This window comes from Saccharopolyspora griseoalba, from assembly GCF_042665275.1.
In the GTDB taxonomy this organism is placed as follows: domain Bacteria; phylum Actinomycetota; class Actinomycetes; order Mycobacteriales; family Pseudonocardiaceae; genus Saccharopolyspora; species Saccharopolyspora griseoalba.
Map to the genome: position 1 here is coordinate 79724 of NZ_JBHTCJ010000016.1, position 19359 is coordinate 99082.

The 19359-nt window shown below is 70.7% G+C and carries 16 protein-coding genes; 7 read left to right on the forward strand and 9 right to left on the reverse strand.

Annotated elements, in window-relative coordinates; all coding sequences use genetic code 11:
• The first annotated feature begins 152 nt into the window (after positions 1-152).
• Positions 153-1160, forward strand: coding sequence for an iron-siderophore ABC transporter substrate-binding protein (locus tag ACFQRI_RS23905; protein WP_380672262.1), 1008 nt, complete (start codon positions 153-155; stop codon positions 1158-1160).
• A gap of 55 nt (positions 1161-1215) precedes the next feature.
• On the forward strand, positions 1216-1692 hold the full coding sequence (locus ACFQRI_RS23910; RefSeq protein ID WP_465269734.1) for an Lrp/AsnC family transcriptional regulator: 477 nt from the start codon (positions 1216-1218) through the stop codon (positions 1690-1692).
• Positions 1693-1785: 93 nt separating this feature from the next.
• Here ACFQRI_RS23910 and ACFQRI_RS23915 read toward each other — a convergent pair whose 3' ends face one another.
• Positions 1786-3216 carry a gamma-aminobutyraldehyde dehydrogenase gene (locus ACFQRI_RS23915; protein WP_380672264.1) on the reverse strand — a complete coding sequence of 477 codons (1431 nt, stop codon included), beginning with the start codon at positions 3214-3216 and terminating at the stop codon, positions 1786-1788.
• A 191-nt stretch (positions 3217-3407) separates the two neighbouring features.
• Here ACFQRI_RS23915 and ACFQRI_RS23920 point away from each other — a divergent pair, with 191 nt between their 5' ends.
• The gene (locus ACFQRI_RS23920; protein WP_380672266.1) at positions 3408-4781 is read left to right on the forward strand and encodes an APC family permease; all 1374 of its coding nucleotides are present in this window, start codon (positions 3408-3410) and stop codon (positions 4779-4781) included.
• A gap of 74 nt (positions 4782-4855) precedes the next feature.
• Positions 4856-6226 (forward strand): aspartate aminotransferase family protein, encoded by a 1371-nt coding sequence (locus tag ACFQRI_RS23925; protein ID WP_380672268.1) that lies wholly within the window; start codon positions 4856-4858, stop codon positions 6224-6226.
• Between the two features lie 222 nt (positions 6227-6448).
• On the opposite strand, the gene ACFQRI_RS23930 is transcribed toward ACFQRI_RS23925, so the two are convergent.
• From ACFQRI_RS23930 to ACFQRI_RS23960, 7 genes are all read right to left on the reverse strand, one after another.
• The gene (locus ACFQRI_RS23930) at positions 6449-8677 is read right to left on the reverse strand and encodes a DUF8189 domain-containing protein (protein WP_380672270.1); all 2229 of its coding nucleotides are present in this window, start codon (positions 8675-8677) and stop codon (positions 6449-6451) included.
• Between the two features lie 29 nt (positions 8678-8706).
• The gene (locus tag ACFQRI_RS23935) at positions 8707-9363 is read right to left on the reverse strand and encodes a DUF4232 domain-containing protein (protein WP_380672272.1); all 657 of its coding nucleotides are present in this window, start codon (positions 9361-9363) and stop codon (positions 8707-8709) included.
• 272 nt (positions 9364-9635) lie between these two features.
• Positions 9636-10898 (reverse strand): pyruvate dehydrogenase complex dihydrolipoamide acetyltransferase, encoded by a 1263-nt coding sequence (locus ACFQRI_RS23940; protein WP_380672274.1) that lies wholly within the window; start codon positions 10896-10898, stop codon positions 9636-9638.
• A gap of 26 nt (positions 10899-10924) precedes the next feature.
• On the reverse strand, positions 10925-11920 hold the full coding sequence (locus ACFQRI_RS23945; protein ID WP_380672276.1) for an alpha-ketoacid dehydrogenase subunit beta: 996 nt from the start codon (positions 11918-11920) through the stop codon (positions 10925-10927).
• 151 nt (positions 11921-12071) lie between these two features.
• The gene (pdhA, locus tag ACFQRI_RS23950; protein WP_380672278.1) at positions 12072-13169 is read right to left on the reverse strand and encodes a pyruvate dehydrogenase (acetyl-transferring) E1 component subunit alpha; all 1098 of its coding nucleotides are present in this window, start codon (positions 13167-13169) and stop codon (positions 12072-12074) included.
• Positions 13170-13187: 18 nt separating this feature from the next.
• Positions 13188-14648, reverse strand: coding sequence for a dihydrolipoyl dehydrogenase (gene lpdA / locus ACFQRI_RS23955; RefSeq protein WP_380672280.1), 1461 nt, complete (start codon positions 14646-14648; stop codon positions 13188-13190).
• A gap of 331 nt (positions 14649-14979) precedes the next feature.
• Positions 14980-16197, reverse strand: a complete 1218-nt coding sequence (locus tag ACFQRI_RS23960) for a PucR family transcriptional regulator (protein ID WP_380672282.1) — start codon at positions 16195-16197, stop codon at positions 14980-14982.
• A 306-nt stretch (positions 16198-16503) separates the two neighbouring features.
• On the opposite strand from ACFQRI_RS23960, the gene ACFQRI_RS23965 reads away from it, so the two are divergent.
• Positions 16504-16656 carry a hypothetical protein gene (locus ACFQRI_RS23965; RefSeq protein WP_380672284.1) on the forward strand — a complete coding sequence of 51 codons (153 nt, stop codon included), beginning with the start codon at positions 16504-16506 and terminating at the stop codon, positions 16654-16656.
• Between the two features lie 92 nt (positions 16657-16748).
• Here the strand turns inward: ACFQRI_RS23965 and ligD are convergent, their stop codons facing one another.
• On the reverse strand, positions 16749-17741 hold the full coding sequence (gene ligD / locus ACFQRI_RS23970) for a non-homologous end-joining DNA ligase (RefSeq protein ID WP_380672286.1): 993 nt from the start codon (positions 17739-17741) through the stop codon (positions 16749-16751).
• A gap of 161 nt (positions 17742-17902) precedes the next feature.
• On the opposite strand from ligD, the gene ACFQRI_RS23975 reads away from it, so the two are divergent.
• Positions 17903-18643, forward strand: a complete 741-nt coding sequence (locus ACFQRI_RS23975) for a DsbA family protein (RefSeq protein WP_380672288.1) — start codon at positions 17903-17905, stop codon at positions 18641-18643.
• Positions 18640-19266, forward strand: coding sequence for a vitamin K epoxide reductase family protein (locus ACFQRI_RS23980; protein WP_380672290.1), 627 nt, complete (start codon positions 18640-18642; stop codon positions 19264-19266). Before ACFQRI_RS23975 ends, ACFQRI_RS23980 begins: the two co-directional genes overlap by 4 nt.
• Positions 19267-19359 lie beyond the last annotated feature (93 nt).

A 19359-nucleotide genomic window follows, 5' to 3' on the forward strand; every position in this document is an offset into this window, starting at 1 on the left:
ACGGGCGGACGCTCCGCGCGCCCAGCACCGACGATACGCGCCGCGGTGATCGGATTCACCGGAAGGCGACTCCCCACTTCCGGCTTCTTAGGTTAGCCTTGCTTCGCAATTTGCGGGCGGCGCGCCCGAACCGGACCCAGAAGGACTCGCTGATGACTCCTACGCACAACGTGATCGGCCGCCGGGGTTTCCTGGCGGGCGCGACCGGCCTGATCGCGGCGGGCCTGGCCGCCTGCGGCACCGGCGGCGGTTCCGGCAGCGCGGGCAACGCCCAGTCCGGTCCCGGTTTCCCGGTCGAGATCCCCAACCGCTTCGGCGCCGCCGAGATCGAGGCCGCGCCGAAGAGCGTGGTGAGCCTGGGCATCACCGACCACGACGTGCTGCTGCCGCTGGGAGTCGTCCCGGCGGGCCTGACCGCCTGGGGCCCCTGGGACAGCGGCGTCGGCCCGTGGGTGGAGCCGATGCTGGGCGGTCAGCGGCCGAAGGTGCTGGGCAGCGAGGTCGACGTGGAGAGCGTCATCGCGCTGCGGCCGGACGTGATGATCGCGCTGCAGAGCGCGCTGACCCAGGAGCAGTACAACCGGCTGTCGGCGTTCAACCCGGTCGTCGCCCAGCCGCCGAACTCCATCGACTACGGCGTCGACTGGCGCGAGCAGGCCGAGACCATCGGCCGGGCCGTGGGCAAGCACGCCGAGGCCGCCGAGCTCATCGCGCGGACCCGGGCGCGCATCGACCAGACCCGGCAGGCCAACCCGAAGCTGCAGGGCAAGACGCACGTCACCGTGCGCACCGACTCGAAGGGGACCTACGCGGCCTACACCAAGCCCGACGCGCGCACCGCGCTGCTCGAACAGCTGGGCCTGAAGCTGTCGCCGGCCGTCGAGAAGCTCGACGCGGGCGGCAAGTTCAACGTCAAGATCAGCAAGGAGCAGGTCGGCCTGCTCGACGCCGACGTGGTCATCGTCACCACCGCCAAGCCCAGCGACGTCGACGCGGTGCGCCACGACCCGCTGCTGAACAACCTCCCGGCCGCCAAGCGCGGCTCGCTGGTGCTGCTCGACGACTACGACCTGACCATGGCCCTGGGGTCGGCGACGCTGTCCAGCATCCCCTACACCCTGGACAACCTCACCCCGAAGCTCACCGCCGCGGTCCGCTGACACGTAGGTGGGGGCGGTGCTTGCACCCGCCCTCACCTACGACAACGATGTTGCCGTGACACGCAAGCCCGCAGAACCGGATCCCGCCGCGCTGGACGAGGTTTCCAAGCGCATCATCGAACAGCTCCAAGAGGACGGCCGCCGGTCCTACGCCGCGATCGGCAAGGCGGTCGGGCTCTCGGAAGCCGCCGTGCGGCAACGGGTTCAGCGGCTGCTGGACTCCGGCATGGTGCAGATCGTCGCGGTCACCGACCCGATGCAGGTGGGCTTCCAGCGCCAGGCCATGATCGGCGTGAACGTCGCGGGCGACGCCCAGGAGGTCGCCGACCGGCTCGCCGAGCAGCCCGAGATCGAGTACGTGGTGATCACCGCCGGCTCCTTCGACCTGCTCGTCGAGGTGGTCTGCCGCGACGACGACCACCTGCTGGAGATCATCAACCAGCGCATCCGCAGCCTCGACGCCGTCACCGGAACCGAGAGCTTCGTCTACCTCAAGCTGCGCAAGCAGACCTACGCCTGGGGCACCCGCTGAGCCGGACGGCTCCCGGAGCCCCGTTCGGGAGCGCTGCTCCGGGTGCGGGACCAGAGCCCGCACCGCCGGGCAGAGCAGCTCCCGAACGAGCGCCTAGTCCAAACTGGACATCACGTGCTTCACGCGGGTGTAGTCCTCCAAGCCGTACATGGACAGGTCCTTGCCGTAGCCGGACTGCTTGAACCCGCCGTGCGGCATCTCGGCGACCAGCGGGATGTGGGTGTTCACCCAGACGGTCCCGAAGTCCAGCTCCGCGGCGGCGCGCATCGCGCGGCCGTGGTCGGCGGTCCACACCGAGGAGGCCAGGCCGTAGCGCACGTCGTTGGCCTTGGCGAGCGCATCGGCCTCGTCCCGGAAGGGCTGCACGGTGAGCACCGGCCCGAAGACCTCCTGCTGCACGATCTCGTCGTCCTGCCGCAGCCCAGAGATGACCGTGGGCGCGAAGAAGTAGCCGCGCTCGCCGACCCGGGTCCCTCCGCAGTGGACGGTGGCGTGCTCGGCTAGCCGATCGACGAACCCGGCCACCTTGGCCAGCTGATCGGCGCTGTTGAGCGGCCCGTAGAGCACGTCCGGGTCCGACGGCGGACCGGTGCGGGTGGCCGCCGCCTGCTCGGCCAGGGCGGCCGCGAAGTCGTCGTGCAGCGACTCCTGCACCAGCACCCGCGTCGCGGCGGTGCAGTCCTGCCCCGCGTTGAAGAACCCGGCGGTGGCGATGCCCTCGGCCGCGCCCGCCACGTCGGCGTCGTCGAAGACGATCACCGGGGCCTTGCCGCCCAGCTCCAGGTGCACGCGCTTGAGGTCGCGGGCCGCCGAGCCCGCGACCTCCGCGCCGGCGCGCACCGAACCGGTGATCGAGGTCATCTGCGGCACCGGGTGCTCCACCAGCGCGCGTCCGGTGTCCCGGTCGCCGGTGACGACGTTGAGCACCCCGGCGGGCAGGTGCTCGGCGGCCAGCTCGGCCAGCAGCAAGGTGCTGGCCGGAGTGGTCTCGGAGGGCTTGAGCACCACGGTGTTGCCCGCGGCCAGCGCCGGGGCGATCTTCCAGATCGCCATCAGCAGCGGGTAGTTCCACGGCGTGACCTGGGCGCAGACGCCGATCGGCTCGCGGCGGATCATCGAGGTGTGCCCGGCGGTGTACTCGGCGGCCGCGCGCCCCTCCAGGACCCGGGCGGCCCCGGCGAAGAACCGGAGGTGGTCGAGCACCATGGTCATCTCCTCGCCGCGGGTGAGCTCGATGGGCTTGCCGGTGTTCTCGCTCTCCACCCGCACGATCTCGTCCGCGCGGGCCTCGACGTCGTCGGCGATGCGCAGCAGGGCGAGCTGGCGCTGCGCCGGGGTGCTGCGCCGCCAGTCGCCGAAGGCCTTCTCGGCGGCGCGCATCGCGTTGTCCACATCGGACTCGCGGGACAGGGCCTGGGTCGCGCAGACCTCACCGGTCGCCGGGTCGACGACGTCGAGGGTCGCACCGTCGACGGCGTCGACCTGGGCGCCGTCGACGAAGTTGCGGAGAACCTGTCGGGCCACGGGGAACCTCCGATCGCTGTTCAACTGATTCAGTGGCACGTGAGCGTATTAGCGAGCTATTCCGTTGACCAGATCCGATTTTCGGAACGCTTTCCGCACCCCTAGCCCTTGACTCGACCCGCCGCGGACCTTTCAATGTGAAGCCACGTGCCGGCGCCCGTCCCCATCCCCTCACCCAGATGAGGTCGCCCATGACAGGGATCAACGAGGCCACCGCGGCTTCCGACACCAGCTCCAGACCCGAAAGACTCCCCCGCGTGCTCACCGTCTTCGGCGGCGTGCTGCTGACCCTCTCCTGCATCACGCCGGGGTCGTCGCTGTTCATCCTCGTCCCCGAACTCGTGCAGTCCCAGGGCACCGGCGTGGTGATCACGCTGGTGCTGGCCGCCGTGATCTCGGTCGGCGTCGCGCTGTGCTACGGCGAGCTCGGCACCCGCTTCCCCGTCGCGGGTGGCGAGTACTCCATCGTGTCGCGGGTGCTGGGCCGCGGCGCGGGCTGGCTGACCTTCGTCCTCAGCCTCGGCATGATCTTCGTGGTGCCCCCGGTGATCGCCCTGGGCACCGCCGACTACCTGGCCTCGGTGGTCGAGCTGCCGGTCGCCGCCACCGGAGCGGGGGTCATGGTGCTGGCGACGCTGATCGCGCTGCTCGACGTGCGGTCCAACGCGCTGGTGACGGGAACCTTCCTGGCGATCGAGGTGGTGGCCGCCGCGCTCGTGGCGGGATTCGGCTTCGCCCACGCGCAGCGGCCGGTGAGCTCCCTGATCAGCCCGACGATCCCGGACACCGCTGGCGCGCACGCGCCGTTCACCTGGGGCGTGCTGCTCACCGGGCTGGCCGTCGGGATGTTCACCTTCCAGGGCTTCAGCAGCGCGGTCTACCTCTCCGAGGAGCTCAAGCGGCCGGAGCGCAGCGTGGTGCGCACGGTGATGTGGTCGCTGCTGGCCTCGGTGCTGATCATCGGCGTGCCCACGGTGGCCGTGGTGCTCGGCACCGGGAGCGACGCCGAGCTCGCCGGCGCCGACTTCGTGGCGATCGTGCGCTCCTGGGGCGGTCCCGCGCTGTCCACGTTCGTCGGGCTCAGCGTGGCCGCCGCGATCATCAACGCGGTCATCGTCATGGTGCTGCAGAACGCCCGCGTGCTCTACTCCTCGGCTCGCGACCAGGCCTGGCCGGCCCCGGTCAACCGAGCGATGACCAAGCTGCACCCGCGCTGGAAGTCGCCCTGGGCGGCGACGCTGGTGGCCGGACTGCCCGCCGCGGCGCTGGCCGGACTGGTCAGCAGCGAGACCCTGGTCGGCGTGACCGGGGTGATCGTCGCCGGGCTGTACCTGGCGGTGGCCGTCGCGGCGCTGCGCGCGCGTGCTCTCTCCGCGGAGTCCGGCTGGAGGATGCCGCTGTGGCCGGTGCCCGCGGTCCTCACCATCGCGGCGATCGCGCTCGCCCTGGTGAACCAGACCCCGGTCGACCTCGCGGTGACCGCGGTTGTTCTGGCGCTGGCCGCCGTCTACTACGCAGCACATCTGCGACGGCATCCGAACCAGTGGACGATCATCGGCAACTGATTCAGTTGCCAGAACACGCACTAACGACTAATTTCGCATCAGAGCATCGCTGCGACCGAACGACGAGGTTGATCATGACCGCATCCACCCGCTCACTGGGCGACCGCGCCCGCGACCACCTGTGGTTGCACTTCACCGACCACAGCGGCTTCACCTCGGCCGAGGTGCCGGTGATCGTGCGCGGCGAGGGCCCCTACGTCTACGACGAGCGCGGCAAGCGCTACTTCGACGGCCTCGCCGGGCTCTTCGCCGTCCAGGTCGGCCACGGCCGGGAGGAGCTCGCCGAAGCCGCCGCCCGCCAGACCCGCAAGCTCGGCTACTTCCCGCTGTGGTCCTACGCCCACGAAGGCGCGGTCGAGCTGGCCGAGCGGATCACCTCCCGGACCCCGGGCGACCTCGACCGCGTGTTCTTCACCGTCAGCGGCGGCGAAGCGGTCGAGACCGCCTGGAAGCTGGCCAAGCAGTACTTCAAGAAGACCGGCAAGCCCCCCGGCAAGCACAAGGTGATCAGCCGCTCGCTGGCCTACCACGGGACTTCCCAGGGCGCCCTGTCGCTCACCGGGATCCCCGGGATCAAGCAGGACTTCGAACCGCTCGTGCCCAGCTCGATCAAGGTGCCCAACACCAACTTCTACCGGGCCCCGGTGCACGCCGACGACTACGAGCGGTTCGGCGAGTGGGCCGCCGAGGAGATCGGGCGCGCGATCGAGCGCGAAGGGCCGGACACCGTCGCGGCGGTGTTCCTGGAACCGCTGCAGAACACCGGGGGCTGCTTCCCACCGCCGCCCGGCTACTGGCAGCGGGTGCGCGAGATCTGCGACGCGCACGACGTGCTGCTGGTCTCCGACGAGGTGATCTGCGCGTTCGGGCGGCTGGGCCACGAGTTCGGCGCCCACCGCTACGACTACCGGCCGGACATCATCACCGTCGCCAAGGGACTGACGTCGGGCTACGCCCCGATGGGCGCGATGATCGCCGACGAGCGGCTGATGGAGCCGTTCACCCGCGGCAGCACCTTCACCAACGGCTCGACCTACGGCGGGCACCCGGTGTCCTGCGCTGTGGCGCTGGCCAACCTGGAGGTGATCGACGCGGAGGACCTCTACGGGCACGTCCGGGCCAACGAGGCGAACTTCCGCACCACCCTGGAGAAGCTGCGCGACCTCCCGATCGTCGGCGACGTGCGCGGGGCCGGGTACTTCTACGGCATCGAGCTGGTCAAGGACAAGGCGACCAAGGAGACGTTCACCCCGGCCGACGCCGAACGAGTGCTGCGCGGCCACGTCTCCCCCGCGCTGTTCGAGGCGGGGTTGTTCTGCCGCGCCGACGACCGCGCCGAACCCGTAATCCAGCTATCCCCGCCGCTGATCTCCGGCCAGGAGCACTTCGACGAGATCGAGCAGGTGCTGCGCTCCGTGCTCACCGAGGCCTGGCGCCTGCTGTGAGCGGCGCTCGGAGGTGCTGCGCACGCACGTGCTCCAAGCGCGCAGCGCAGCACCTCCTCCAGGCGCAGCGAAGCCGCTGCTCCAGGTGCGGGACTTGAGCGGCTTCGTGGCGAGGACGGCCCCGGCGCCGCGTGGGCGGCTGATCGAGGAGGGCACCCGCAGTCCACGAAGCCGCTCAGGACCTGCTACCGACACCTGCGAGAGGCGACCACGAACCCGTTCCTACGCCTTCAGCGAGTCCAGGAGTTCCTTCCACGGCTCCCAGCTGGTGTCCGGTCCCTGCTGGGTGGTCGTGTGCATCTCGCCGCCGCGCGCGACGGCAAACAGGGTGCAGGTGCCGTCCGGGCGGCTGATCGCGACCGGGTCGCCTTCGAGCTCGCCGCCGAGGGAGGTCCAGCCGGACCAGCCGCCGACGTCGGTCTGCTGCTCGGCGGTGTGCATCGCGCCGTTGGTCCCGCGGGCGAAGACCTGGACGCGCCCGTGCTGGTTGAGCGCGACCGCCGGGGTTCCGGTGAACTCGCCGCCCAGCGCCGACCAGGTGCCGCCCCGGTCCGCGTGCGACATGACGTAGAGCTGCTCGTCGTCGCCGATCGCCAGCAGGACCACCACGCCGTCGGGCGACGTGGTCACCACCGGGTCGCCGGACATGCTGCCGCCCGAGCTCTGCCAGTCCGACCAGCCGGCGCCCGCCGTGCCCTGGGTGGACATCACGATCTCGCGCTGCGAGTTGCGCGCGAAGATCGAGACCTTCCCGCCCTCGCCCAGCGCGACCGCGGGACGCCCGATCAGGTCGCCGTCCTGCTCGTCCCAGTCGGTCCAGTGCCCGCCGCGACCGGCCTGGGCGGCGGTGTGCAGCTTGCCGTTCCGGCCGACGGCGTAGAGCGCCATCGCACCGTCGGGGCGCACCACCGCGACCGGGTCGGCGACGATCTCCCCTCGCAGCCCGATCCACGGGCCCCACTTGGCGCCCGGCTTCGGGCAGCTTGCGGTGATGACCTCGCCGTTGTGGTCGCGGACGAAGACCGTCATGGCGCCGGAGGGTTCGCGCACGACCACCGGGCGCCCCTCGGGGTCGCCCCCGATGCCGAGCCAGCCGACCCAGTCGCCACCGGCCTCGACCTGCCAGGCGGTGACGACCTCGCCCTGGGTGCTGTTGCCGAACGCCCACAGCGCGCCGTCGCGACTGGGCAGCACCCACGAGCAGAACACGGTGGGCACCACCGGTTCCGGCGCCGGGGGCGGCGGGTTCGGGTTCGGCTGCGGCGCCGGCGGACGGCCCTGGTGCGGAGGCTGCCCCTGCTGCGGGGGTTGCCCGTGCTGCGGGGGCTGGCCGTTCTGCGGCGGCTGGCCCTGCGGGGGCTGCTGGCCGTTCTGCGGCGGCTGGTGCGGGGCGCCGAGGACCGCCCGCTGGGTGTCGGCGATGAGCTTCTTCGCCTCGGCCTCGCGCTCGTCGTAGCGTCCGCCGAAACCGGACTGCTGCACCGCCTGCGCGAGCGCACCGGCGCTCGGGTGACCCTTCCTCTCCTCCTCCACGGCCCGCTCGAAGAACTTCCTGGCCGCGTAGCGGACGTCCATCAGCTGCTCGGGCTTGCCCCACCACTCCGGACGCTGCTGGAAGACGCCGAGCGAGCTCTTGTCGCCCCAGTTCAGGTTCGACATCTGCGACTCGACCAGCCCGGCCTCGAAACCGGCCAGCATCACGAAGTCCGAGACGTGCATGTGCTCGCCGACCAGGAAGACCACCCGCATCACGGCGGGATCGGGCGGACCCGGTCGTCCACCGCGCGGCGGCGGGCTGTCCGGGATCGGCGGCAGCGGTGGCGGCGCCTGCGGAGGACCGGGCGGCTGCGGCTGCCCCTGGTGGGGCGGCTGCTGGTGCGGCGGCTTTGGATTCGGCCGGTTCATGGCTTCCCCCACGTGTTGGCGGAACTGGTTCATGTCCACGTGCCCCGGGTCGACCTTCCCGGTCACGCTGGTCTCCTTGTGCCCGCGCGCGTGCTCGGCGGGGACGTTCAGGTGCCGCAGCACCGCGGCGGTGGCGCGCACCGCCGCGTCGTACTGCTCGCGGGAGGGGTGCTGCTGCACGCCCTGGTAGTCCCACTCGAACCCGACGTAGATGCCGTTCCCGCTGCCCGCGGCTGGCATCGGCCCGGAGGCCTTGGCCTCACCCGCGTGGTTCGCGCGCCCGGCGGCGATCAGGTGCACCACCCCGTCCAGCCCGATCAGCGCGTGGCACAGCGGACCGTCCAGGTCGGCGCGACCGTTGATGCACGTGCCGACGGTGGGCGCCGGGTTCTCCGGCGACGTGGGCGTGGCCGTGTGGTGCTGCAGCACCCCGATCGGCGCCGGCGGGTCGCCCGCGGCGGCGCGTTCGCGCCAGCCGTCCGTCTCGATCACCTTCAGGCCGGCCTGCCTCAGCACGTCGACCAACCACACCAGTGGCTGCGGCATTGTTCCTCCCTCTCACCAGCTGACGACGATCAGCTGCCGCCGTTGCCGTAAACCATTCGGAACGCGGTGGCCTCGACGAGCCCGTTGCGGCAGACCGCGCCGTACCAGGGGGCCGAGAGCGTCTCGGTGTTCGACGGCGGGGTGAACTGCAGCGTCTCCACCTCCGCGCACGGCTGCTGGTAGATGTCCCAGGTCAGTTCCATGGCCGCCGACTGGCTCCGCTGGAGCGTGAGGACCGGCGGGTTGGCCTCCTCGCGGCGGATCTCGGTGGGCAGCGGGCTCCCGTAGTAGTCCAGGAACTGCAGGCCGCCGTAGCCGTGGATCTGGCAGGGGCGCGCACCGACGTTGGTGACCTTGAGCTGGGTCCACTGATCGCCGCCCGGCCCCATCGGCTCCAGCCGCATCTGCAGCTCATCGGTGGCGCAGGCCAGCCCGTCCTCGGCCTCGGGTTCCCTGGTCCGCGTCGGCGCGCTCTCGTCCACTGCCGACTCCTCGCCGGTGGACTCGCCCGCGGAGGTCTGCTCGCTCGTGGCGGGCTGCTCGGGTGCCGGCTGGGTCACCGTCACCGTGGCCGGTGGTTGCTGCGACTGCGACTGCGGCATCAGCTGCCCGCAACCCGCGGACGTGGCCGCCGCCGCCAGCGCCGCGACCATCGCGACGCGGCGATTCCCCCTGTTGGTCAGCACTTTCCGGTTCCCTCCCAGTTGCCGTAGCCCGACGCGAATCGCGTCGCCGGCTGAAATCCGGGGCGGGAGTTTTCCAATCCGCGGCGATTCGCACGCCGGGTTCGGCGAAACCCGAGATCTAGATCACCGGGTGAGACGAGCAACCTGCGGAGAGTGACCAGGTGCGCAACCCGATCAGCGGTTGCGACCGAGATCGCTGCGGTTCTCGCAGGCCGTGAAAAGCCGAAAGCCCCAACGCGCGAGGCACGTTGGGGCTTCCCGGGCGGGACCGGTCAGGCGATGATCCGGATCGGGTCCTCCAGCAGACCGGTGAGCTGCTGCAGGAACGCAGCGCCCACCGCGCCGTCGACCGCGCGGTGGTCCGCCGAGAGCGTGACGCGCAGGATCTTGCGGGCCACGAACTCGCCGTCGCGCACCTGGACCTCGTCGCGGGCTGCGCCGACGGCCAGGATCGCCGCCTCCGGCGGGTTGATCACGGCGCTGAACTGCTCGATGCCGAACATGCCCAGGTTCGAGATGGAGAAGGTGCCGCCGGACATCTCGTCCAGCTTCAGCTTCCCGTCGCGGGCCTTGCCGGCCAGCTCGCGACTCTCCGCGGCGATCTCCGACACGCTCTTGCGGTCGGCGTCGGAGACCACCGGCACCACCAGGCCACCGTCGATGGCCACCGCCACGCCGAGGTTGATCCGCTTGTGCTGCAGCAGCTTGTCCCCGGCGAAGGAGACGTTGACCGACGGGTTGGCGCGCAGCGAGGTCGCCACGGCCTTGACGATCAGGTCGTTGACGCTGACCTTCGGGCCGCCGGCGGCCTGCAGCCGCTCGTTGAGGTCGGCCCGGAAGCCCATCAAGTCGGTGACGTCGATCGCGCTGGTCAGGTAGAAGTGCGGCGCGTTCTGCTTGCTCTCCGTCAGGCGCTTGGCGGTCACCTTCCGGATGTTGGACAGCGGCACCTCCTCGACGTCCTCGCTGGCCGCGGCCGGCGCCGAGCCCGCAGCCGACGGAGCCGGAGCGGACGGAGCAGCCGGGGCGGCCGGGGCGGACGCCGCGGCCTCGATGTCGGCGCGGATGATCCGCCCGCCGGGACCGGTGCCCTGCACCGCGTTGAGGTCCACGCCCTTCTCCCGCGCGACGGCCTTGGCCAGCGGCGAGGCCTTCGGCTTCGAACCGGCCTCGGCCGGAGCGGCGGTCTCGGCCGGAGCGGCTGCCGGAGCGGACGCGGGCTCCTCGGCGGCCGGAGCCTCCGCTTCGGCCGGCGCGGCCGGGGCGGGCGCCGACGAGGCGGCCTCCGCCGCCGACCCGGAACCATCGCCCAGCACGGCGATCGGCGTGCCGATCGGGACCGTGGTGCCCGGATCGACGAGGATCTTCTCCAGCACCCCGTCGTCGAAGGCCTCCAGCTCCATGAGGGCCTTGTCGGTCTCGATCTCGGCCACCACGTCGCCGCGGTTGACCTGGTCGCCGACGTTCTTGTGCCAGTTCGCGATGACGCCCTCCTCCATGGTGTCGGAGAGCCTCGGCATCTGAATCTCAGTCATCGTCTTCCTCGGGGAGAGCGCGGGTCTCAGCGGCGTCGACCGACGGCGTCCAGCGTCTGGTGCACCGCGGTGGTCAGCGATTCGGCGGACGGCAGCGCGGCCTTCTCCAGCGGCTTGGCGTAGGGCAGCGGCACCTCGGCCGCCGCGACCCGCCGCACCGGGGCGTCCAGGTAGTCGAACGCTCCGTCGGAGATCGACGCGGCGATCTCCGCGCCGATGCCGTAGGTCAGCCAGTCGTCCTCGGCGATCACGGCGCAGCCGGTCTTGCGCACGGACTCGACCAGGGTGTCGCGGTCCAGCGGGCGCAGGCTGCGCAGGTCGATGACCTCGGCGTTGATGCCCTCGTCGGCGTGCAGCTGCTCGGCGACCTGGCTGGCGACGTTGGCCATCCGCGAGTAGCCGATGATGGTCACGTCGGTGCCCTCGCGGGTGACCTTCGCCTTGCCGATCTCGGCGGGCTCGACGACGTCGGGGACCTCGCCCTTGGTGTTGTAGAGCGAGAGGTTCTCCAGGAACAGCACCGGGTCGTTGTCCCGCAGCGAGGCCATCAGCAGCGCCTTGGCGTCGGCGGGCGTGCTCGGCGCGACGACCTTCAGGCCCGGCACGAACGCGTAGTACAGCTCGATGTTCTGCGAGTGTGTGGCGCCCAGCTGCTGACCGCCGCCGCCCGGGGTGCGCAGCACCATCGGCACGCTGGTCTGGCCGCCGAACATGCCGTAGATCTTCGCGGCGTGGTTGACGATCTGGTCCAGCGCGATCAGCGAGAAGTTGATCGTCATCAGCTCCACGACCGGGCGCAGGCCGAGCATGGCCGCACCGACCGCGGCGCCGACGAAACCCTCCTCGGCGATCGGGGTGTCGCGGACGCGCTTCTCGCCGAACTCCTTGAGCAGGCCGGCGGTGATCTTGTAGGAGCCTTCGAAGACTCCGATTTCCTCGCCGATGAGGAGCACGTCCTCATCGCGCAGCATTTCCTCGCGGAGCGTGTCGTGCAGCGCTTGGCGATAAGTGATGACTGCCAAGGGTGATTCTCCAGGACAAGAGGGCATGGGTGGCCCGCGCAACGGGTGGTGAGTTCCCGAGTGGCGTCGGAACTCACCACCCGATCTGCGGCGAACCTGTGGCGGGGTGTCGCAAAGACCGCAACGGGGCTGCGGGAAGACCCGGGTGGCGTCAGAAGACCGGGTCGGCGGGCAGCCTTCGCGAGTCGTTGGCGACCGGCGTGGCGTAGGTGTAGTCGAACAGCGTCGCCGGGTCCGGGTGCGGACTGTCGTCGGCGAAGGCCACCGCGGCGTCCGCCTCGGCCTGCGCCTTGCGCTCGATCTCGGTCGCGGCGTCCTCGTCGAGCACGCCGGCCTCGATCAGCTTGGCCCGGAAGTTGGCGACCGGGTCGGCCTGCTTGGCCTTCTCGATCGACTCCTCGCTGCGGTACTTGGCCGGGTCGACCACCGAGTGGCCCTTGAGCCGCTCGCTGACCAGCTCCAGCAGCGCCGGACGGCCGTCGCCGCGGGCCTCCTCGACGAGGCGGGACGCCGCGTCGCGCACCGCGAGCACGTCGTTGCCGTCCACCCGTTCGCCGTGCATCTTGTAGGCGGCGGCGCGCTTGTAGAGCTCGGACTCCGCCGAGGACATCTCCACCGTGGTGCCCATGCCGAGCTGGTTGTTGATGACCACGAACACCACTGGGAGGTTCCACAGCGACGCGATGTTCAGCGCCTCGTGGAACGCACCGATGTTGGTGGTGCCGTCGCCCATCTGGCACATCACGACCTGGTCGCCGCCGCGGTAGTCGATGGCCAGCGCGGCACCGGTGGCCAGCGGGATCTGGCCGCCGACGATGCCGTAGCCGCCGAGCAGCCCGGCCTCCACGTCGAACATGTGCATCGAGCCGCCCCAGCCCTTGGAGGTGCCGGTGGTGCGGCCGTAGAGCTCGGCCATCACGCGGCCGGGCTCGATGCCCTTGGCGATGGCGTAGCCGTGCTCGCGGTAGTTGGTGAACAGCAGGTCGGTCTTGCGCAGCGCGCGCATCAGCCCGACGACCGAGGCCTCCTCACCGAGGTTGAGGTGGCAGTAGCCGCCGATCTTGGCCTGGGTGTAGCCCTGCGCCGCGCGCTCCTCGAAGCGGCGGATCAGGGTCATCTCCTGGAAGTAGTCGCGCAGCAGTTCCGGCGACTCACCGGAGAACGGCCCACGATTGGCCTGCGTCGAAGTGCGACGCGACTTGGTCGTGGTGCGCGTGGACGGCTTGCTGCGGGTGGCAGTCTGTGCCATCACTTACCCCTTTTCTGGTTAGCGCTTCTTCGGCGGGGCTACGTGGATCGGCAGTCCGAGGGCGCTCATCGCGGCCTCCATGCCGACTTCGCCCAGGGTCGGGTGCGCGTGGATGGTCTCGGCCAGCTCGTCGAGCGTGGCCTCCAACGCCATCGCCAGCGCGCCCTCGGTGATCAGGTCGCTGGCCGAGTGCCCGATGATGTGCACGCCCAGGACCTCGCCGTACTTCTTGCCGGCGACGATCTTCATGAAGCCCTCGGTGTCGCCGTAGCTCTGCGCGCGGCCCAGCGCCGCGAACGGGAACTTCGACGCGACGACCTCGTGGCCGGCCTCGGTGGCCTGCGCCTCGGTGAGACCGACGCTGGCGATCTCCGGGTGGGTGAAGGTCGCGGCCGGGATGACGTCGTAGTCGATCGAGGCGTGGTGCCCGGCGATGGTCTCGGCGGCCACGACGCCCTGGTGCGAGGCCACGTGCGCCAGCAGCGCCCTGCCGGTCACGTCGCCGATGGCGTAGACGTGCTCGACGTTGGTGCGCAGCTTGTCGTCGACGCCGATGAAGCCGCGCTCGCTGGTGGCCACGCCGGCCTCGTCCAGGTCGAGGGAGGCGGTGTTGGGCTTGCGGCCCACGCCGACCAGCACGTAGTCGGCGTCGATGGTCTGCGGCTTGGCGCCGTCGACGGTGACCTGCAGGCCGTCCGAGCCCTGGTCGATGCGCGAGACCTGCGCCTCGGTCAGGACCTTGATGCCCTTCTTGGTGAAGGTCCGGCCCAGCGTCTTGCCGATCTCGGCGTCCTCGGCCGGGACCAGGGTCTTCTGCATCTCGATGATGCTGACCTCGGCGCCCAGGGTGTTGAACAGGGTCGCCCACTCGGCGCCGACCGCGCTGCCGCCGATGATGGCGATGCGCTTGGGGACCTCGGTCAGCCCGAACGCGCCGTCGGAGGTGATCACGCCGGGCAGGTCCGCGCCGGGCAGCGGCAGCTGGACCGGGACCGAGCCGGTGGCGATGATGACGTCGGTGGCCTTGACGCGGTCGATCGGCTCCGCGCCGGAGGGATCGGCGGCGTAGCGCGGACCGTCGGCGCCCAGCGGGGACTCACCGGTGGCGTAGACGTCCACGGTGGTCGGGCCGGTGAAGCGGGCGTGGCCGTCGATGACCTTCACGCCGTTGGCCTTGAGCAGGCCGGCCACGCCATCGGTCAGGCCCTTGACGACCCCGGCCTTGCGGCGGGTGATCGCGTCGTAGTCGACCGAGACGTTCTCCGCGTTGATGCCGAAATCGGCTGCGTGCAGCACGGTTTCGTAAACCTCGGCCGAACGCAGCATCGCCTTGGTGGGGATGCAGCCCCAGTTCAGGCACACGCCGCCGGGGCGCTCCTTCTCCACCACGGCCACCGAGAGGCCGCGCTGCGCGGCCCGGATCGCGGCGACGTAGCCACCGGGGCCGCCGCCCACAACCAGAAGGTCGAACTCCTGCACTTCGCTGTGCTCCTTTAGATCGCACGCGCCGATTACCCAGGGCCACGCGAAGCGGCCCAGCTTCACACAGAGTTTCGTGACAACGACCACTCGCGCGCCATGCCCGCTCGCCCAGACTTTGGACAACCCGACTGTGCACACCGCACACCCCCAGGCGTGACCAGCACCACGTGTAACGCCGCAGTCACCCCGAGTGCCCGTGACGGCCGCCACGCCCACGGCGAATCCACCCACGGAAACCCGACCCTCGGCCGCTCCCCCACGACAACGGCACGAATCCGACGAACCGCACCCCTGTGGAACCTGCACAACGCGGGCCGCACGAGAGCGGTCAGGTGCGGAGGCCGTCCTTGAGGCGGTGGGCCGAGAGGGCCAGGGAGAGCGAGACGTAGGCCGTTCGGCCGTGGAGGGGCTGGCCGATCAGCGAGGTGATGCGGTGCAGGCGGTTGAGGACCGTGTTGCGGTGGCAGTGCAGGCGGACCGCCGCGTTGGCCGTGGAGCAGTTCTCCTCCAGCCAGGCCGACAGCGTCTCCAGGAGCATGTCGCGCTCCTTGACCGGCAGCGCCAGGATCGGCCCGAGCTGGGTGTCCAGCAGCCGTTGCGCCAGGTCGGGCGATTGGACCAGCAGCGCCTCGGCGAAGCGCTCCTCGAGGGTGACCAGCTCGGCGCTGCCGTAGGCCGAGGTGCCCAGCGTGGTCAGCGCCAGCTGGTGGGCCAGCCCGACCTCGGCCAGGCCGCGGACCCTGGGCGAGACCGCCACGCGGCCGCGGGCCAGCGGGCGCAGCGCGTCCAGGGCCTGCTCGGCCTCGTGCTGCTCCAGGGCGATCAGGCCGACCAGGGAGTCCGCGCGGACCTGCCAGACCGAGCGGAAGTGCAGCGCACCGAGGGCGTCGGCGTGGCCGCGCAGCGCGAAGCCGCCGTCGTCGGTCATCTCGGCGACCACCACCAGGTAGCCGCCGCCGGTGGGCAGGTCGAGCTCCTTGGCGGTGCGCTGCGCGAAGGCGGTGTCCCTGGCGCGCCCGGCCAGCAGGTCCTCGACCAGGGCGTGGCGGCGCTGGTCGTCGCGGCGCAGGCGTTCGAGCTCGGTGTTGCGGTATGCGGTGGACAGCGCCGAGGACAGGCCGTCGATGACGGTCCAGACCGAGGTCGCCACGCCCAGCAGCGCGTCCGGGTCGGCGCCGTCGCGGTGCGCGCGGTCGACCAGCGACTCCCACACGACCCGTCCGCCGAGGCGGAAGGTGCGCAGCATGACCTCCAGCGGCACGCCCTGCTCGGCGCGGCGGCGGCCGATCTTGGCGGCCACCGCGTCGCGGTCGGAGACCTCGACCTCGCCGTTGAGCACCCGCAGGACCCGCTCCAGGTACTGGCGGCAGCCCTCCCAGAGGTCCTCCTTGGGCACCGGGCTGTAGTCGGTCCACTCGGGGTTGTCGGTGAAGATCGCCGACATCAGGCGCTCGGTCAGCACCGGGACGTCGTCCAGCCCGGCCTGGGCGAGCGCGTGGGTGACCGCGGCCGCGCGGCCGGACTCGGGGGCAGGATCGGCTACCACGCGCGCAACGATACCGGCCGCGCGGCGGCCCGCGCGGAGTTGATCAGCGCTCCGACCCGCCGCAACATCAGGTCCACAGTGGACCATGATCGTCCGCGACGCTGCGTGATGACCTCATCACGGTTTGCGCTTTTCGCCGTTTTCGTTGCGCTACAAGGGAGTTGCGCGTCACAACGGGAACAGCGGCAAGGTCGTTAACGTTGAGCCCGCAGCGAACGACACACAGTTCGGAAACGCCGCTTCCGGCGTTCTCACCAGCAACGATCTTTCCACTTCTGCGCGAGAGAGAAATCGGGGTACGCCACCATGCAAAGCAGCAGCCGCACCTTCGTGTCGGTTGTCGGAACCGTGTCCATGGTCGTCATGACCATCGTGCTAGCTGCTGTGAGTCCCGATCATGAAGATCAACAGGTGGAACCCGCGTCGATCGAGCAGCCGATCGCGGTCTCCGAGCGCTGAGCCGTGATCCCGCGCCGCAGCGGCGCGGAACGCAGCCGACGAGGTCCCCGGGCGCCGAACGCGCCCGGGGACCTCTCTTCGCGCGAGGCCGGCTAGTCCTCGCGTCGCACCTCGACCGGCCGCTTGTCGTTGCGCAACCCGCGGAACCTGGGGTGCCGGAGCCTGCCGTCGGGCGTCCACTCGCTGAAGCCGACCTGGGCGACCAGCTCCGGGTCGACCCAGTGCGCGCCCGGCTCGGCGACCGGGTCGGCGAACGGCGACTCCCCGCGGGCGAGCCCGTCCAGCCGGTCGCGCAGCTCGCGCAGGGTCCGCCGGTCGTAGCCGGTGCCGACCTTGCCCGCGTAGCGCAGCGCGTCCCGCTGGTAGTAGCCGACCAGCAAGGCCCCGAAGCCGGTGCGCGAGCCCTGCGGGTCGGTGTAGCCGCCGACGACGAACTCCTCGGCGCTGACGCACTTGAGCTTCAGCCAGTCCCTGCCGCGCCCGGGGCGGTAGGGCGCTTCGGCGCGCTTGGCGATCAGGCCCTCCCACCCGTCGGCGCAGGCCTGCCGGAAGAACTGCGCGCCGTCGGTCTCGCGGTGCTCCCCGAGCACCAGCGGATCGGCGAACTCGAAGCACTCGGCCAGCAGCGCTTTGCGGGTGCGCAGCGGCAACCGGGTCAGGTCCACCCCGCCGAAGGCGATCAGGTCGAACACGTGCAGCTGCACGGTCACCCCGGTGCGCCGGGCGGCGGCCGGGTCGGTGAGGTGCATGCGCTGCTGCAGCCGGGCGAAGCTGGTCCGGTCGCCCTCCAGCGCGACGACCTCGCCGTCGATCACGAACTGCGCGGCGGCCTGCCCGGCCAGCGCCTCGACGATCTCCGGGTAGGCGGTGTCGGCCCGCTTGCGGTTGCGCGACCACAGCTGCGGCCCCTCGCCCTCGGCTCCGGCGATCAGCCGCACGCCGTCGAGCTTGCGCTCGAACAGCCAGCCCCGGCCGGAGAACGGCTCGGCGGGCGTGGCCAGGGCGGGCGCCTGCCAGGTTCCGCCCGGCCACCTGCGCAGCGAGGTGCGGGCGCGGTCGTCGAGCAGGCGCAGCGGATCGGTCATGCTCACGTCCTAACCCGCGGCGATGCGGTCGGCGACCGGGAAGCTGAGAACCGGCTGTGAACCTGCTGTGACTCGCACCCCGTGAGATTTCTCGATCGGGTGAATGGGCCAAACTGAGTGCGTCGGCTCTCCCCCACGACCGCCGAAGGTGAATGCGCTCGATGTCGAAGAACAAGAATCCGCTCACTCAGAAGAGCAGCGGAGCCACCACCAACATCATCCTGACGGTCATCGTGGTGATCGTGGCGATCGCGGTGATCGGCGGTGTGCTGCTGTTCAACCGCGGCGGCGGCAGCGGTGGCGACAGCGGCGGGCAGACGGTGGCCGCCGACGTGCTGCGCAAGCCCGACAGCAACCTGCTGTCCGAGGCGCCGGACGGCAAGGTCACCGTCGTGGAGTTCCTGGACTACCAGTGCCCGGCCTGCCACCAGTACTACGACAACCTCACCAAGAAGGTCGAGCAGGACTACCAGGGCAAGATCACCTTCGTGGCCCGCAACTACCCGCTGGACATGCACAAGCTGGCGCAGCCCGCCGCGCGCGCCGCGGAGGCCGCCGCGCTGCAGGGCAAGTTCAAGGAGATGTACCACGCGCTCTACGACAACTACTCGTCGTGGGCCGGCAGCGGTGAGCAGCTCAGCAGCGACGTGAACAAGGCCAACGCCGAGTTCGACAAGTACGCCCGGCAGATCGGCCTGGACATGGACAAGTTCCACCAGGACCTGAACTCGCCGCAGGTGCAGAAGAAGATCGACGCCGACGTGGCCGACGGCGAGAAGGCCGGCGTCAGCGGCACCCCGACGATCTTCATCAACGGCAAGCAGTTCCAGCCCGACGTGCAGACCTTCGGCGAGCTGGAGCAGGAGTTCCGCAAGCAGATCGACCAGGAGCTCGCCAAGTGACCAGCACGCACGCCCCGCAGGCCGCGGCCCCGGCGACCCCGGGGCCCGCGGCGCGGCCGCGCGGCCTCGCCTGGCTCTTCGTCATCGGAGGCCTGATCGGGCTGGCGGCCTCGTTCACGCTGACCCTCGAGAAGCTCGAGAAGCTGACCAACCCCGCCTACGTGCCCTCCTGCAGCCTCAACCCGGTGGTCTCCTGCGGCTCGGTGATGGACAGCGCCCAGGCCGCGCTGTTCGGCTTCCCGAACCCGCTGATCGGGCTGATGACCTTCCCGGTCGTGGTCACCGCCGGTGCCGCGATCCTGGGGGGCTTCGTCGCGCCCCGCTGGTTCTGGCTGGGCATGCAGCTGGGCACCACGCTGGCCGTGGTGTTCATCCACTGGCTGGTGGTGCAGAGCCTCTACTCCATCGGGGCGCTGTGCCCCTACTGCATGATCGTTTGGGTCGTCACCATCGCGATCTTCTGGTACACCACGCTGCACAACCTGAAGGCGGGCCACTTCGGCGGCGGTCGTTCCGTCGGCGTGGCGCTCGGCCGGTTCCACAGCGTGGTGCTGGTCGTGTGGTATCTCGTGATCGTGGTGCTCATCCTGCAGCGCTTCTGGGACTACTGGAGCAGCCTGTGACGGCCGTTCCGCTGTCCGTTTGTGCGAAGCGGGGCTCGGGTACCAGGTGACTGCGAGTGAGTGGTCGCGCCGCACCGACCGAAACGAGGTGGC

What these genes read in the sequence shown, in the direction of transcription:
- ACFQRI_RS23905 (WP_380672262.1), top strand. Translation starts at nt 153, where the DNA reads ATGACTCCTACGCACAACGTGATCGGCCGCCGGGGTTTCCTGGCGGGC.
- ACFQRI_RS23920 (WP_380672266.1), top strand. Translation starts at nt 3,408, where the DNA reads ATGACAGGGATCAACGAGGCCACCGCGGCTTCCGACACCAGCTCCAGA.
- ACFQRI_RS23925 (WP_380672268.1), top strand. Translation starts at nt 4,856, where the DNA reads ATGACCGCATCCACCCGCTCACTGGGCGACCGCGCCCGCGACCACCTG.
- ACFQRI_RS23930 (WP_380672270.1), bottom strand. Translation starts at nt 8,677, where the DNA reads ATGCCGCAGCCACTGGTGTGGTTGGTCGACGTGCTGAGGCAGGCCGGC.
- ACFQRI_RS23940 (WP_380672274.1), bottom strand. Translation starts at nt 10,898, where the DNA reads ATGACTGAGATTCAGATGCCGAGGCTCTCCGACACCATGGAGGAGGGC.
- pdhA (WP_380672278.1), bottom strand. Translation starts at nt 13,169, where the DNA reads ATGGCACAGACTGCCACCCGCAGCAAGCCGTCCACGCGCACCACGACC.
- ACFQRI_RS23965 (WP_380672284.1), top strand. Translation starts at nt 16,504, where the DNA reads ATGCAAAGCAGCAGCCGCACCTTCGTGTCGGTTGTCGGAACCGTGTCC.
- ligD (WP_380672286.1), bottom strand. Translation starts at nt 17,741, where the DNA reads ATGACCGATCCGCTGCGCCTGCTCGACGACCGCGCCCGCACCTCGCTG.
- ACFQRI_RS23975 (WP_380672288.1), top strand. Translation starts at nt 17,903, where the DNA reads ATGTCGAAGAACAAGAATCCGCTCACTCAGAAGAGCAGCGGAGCCACC.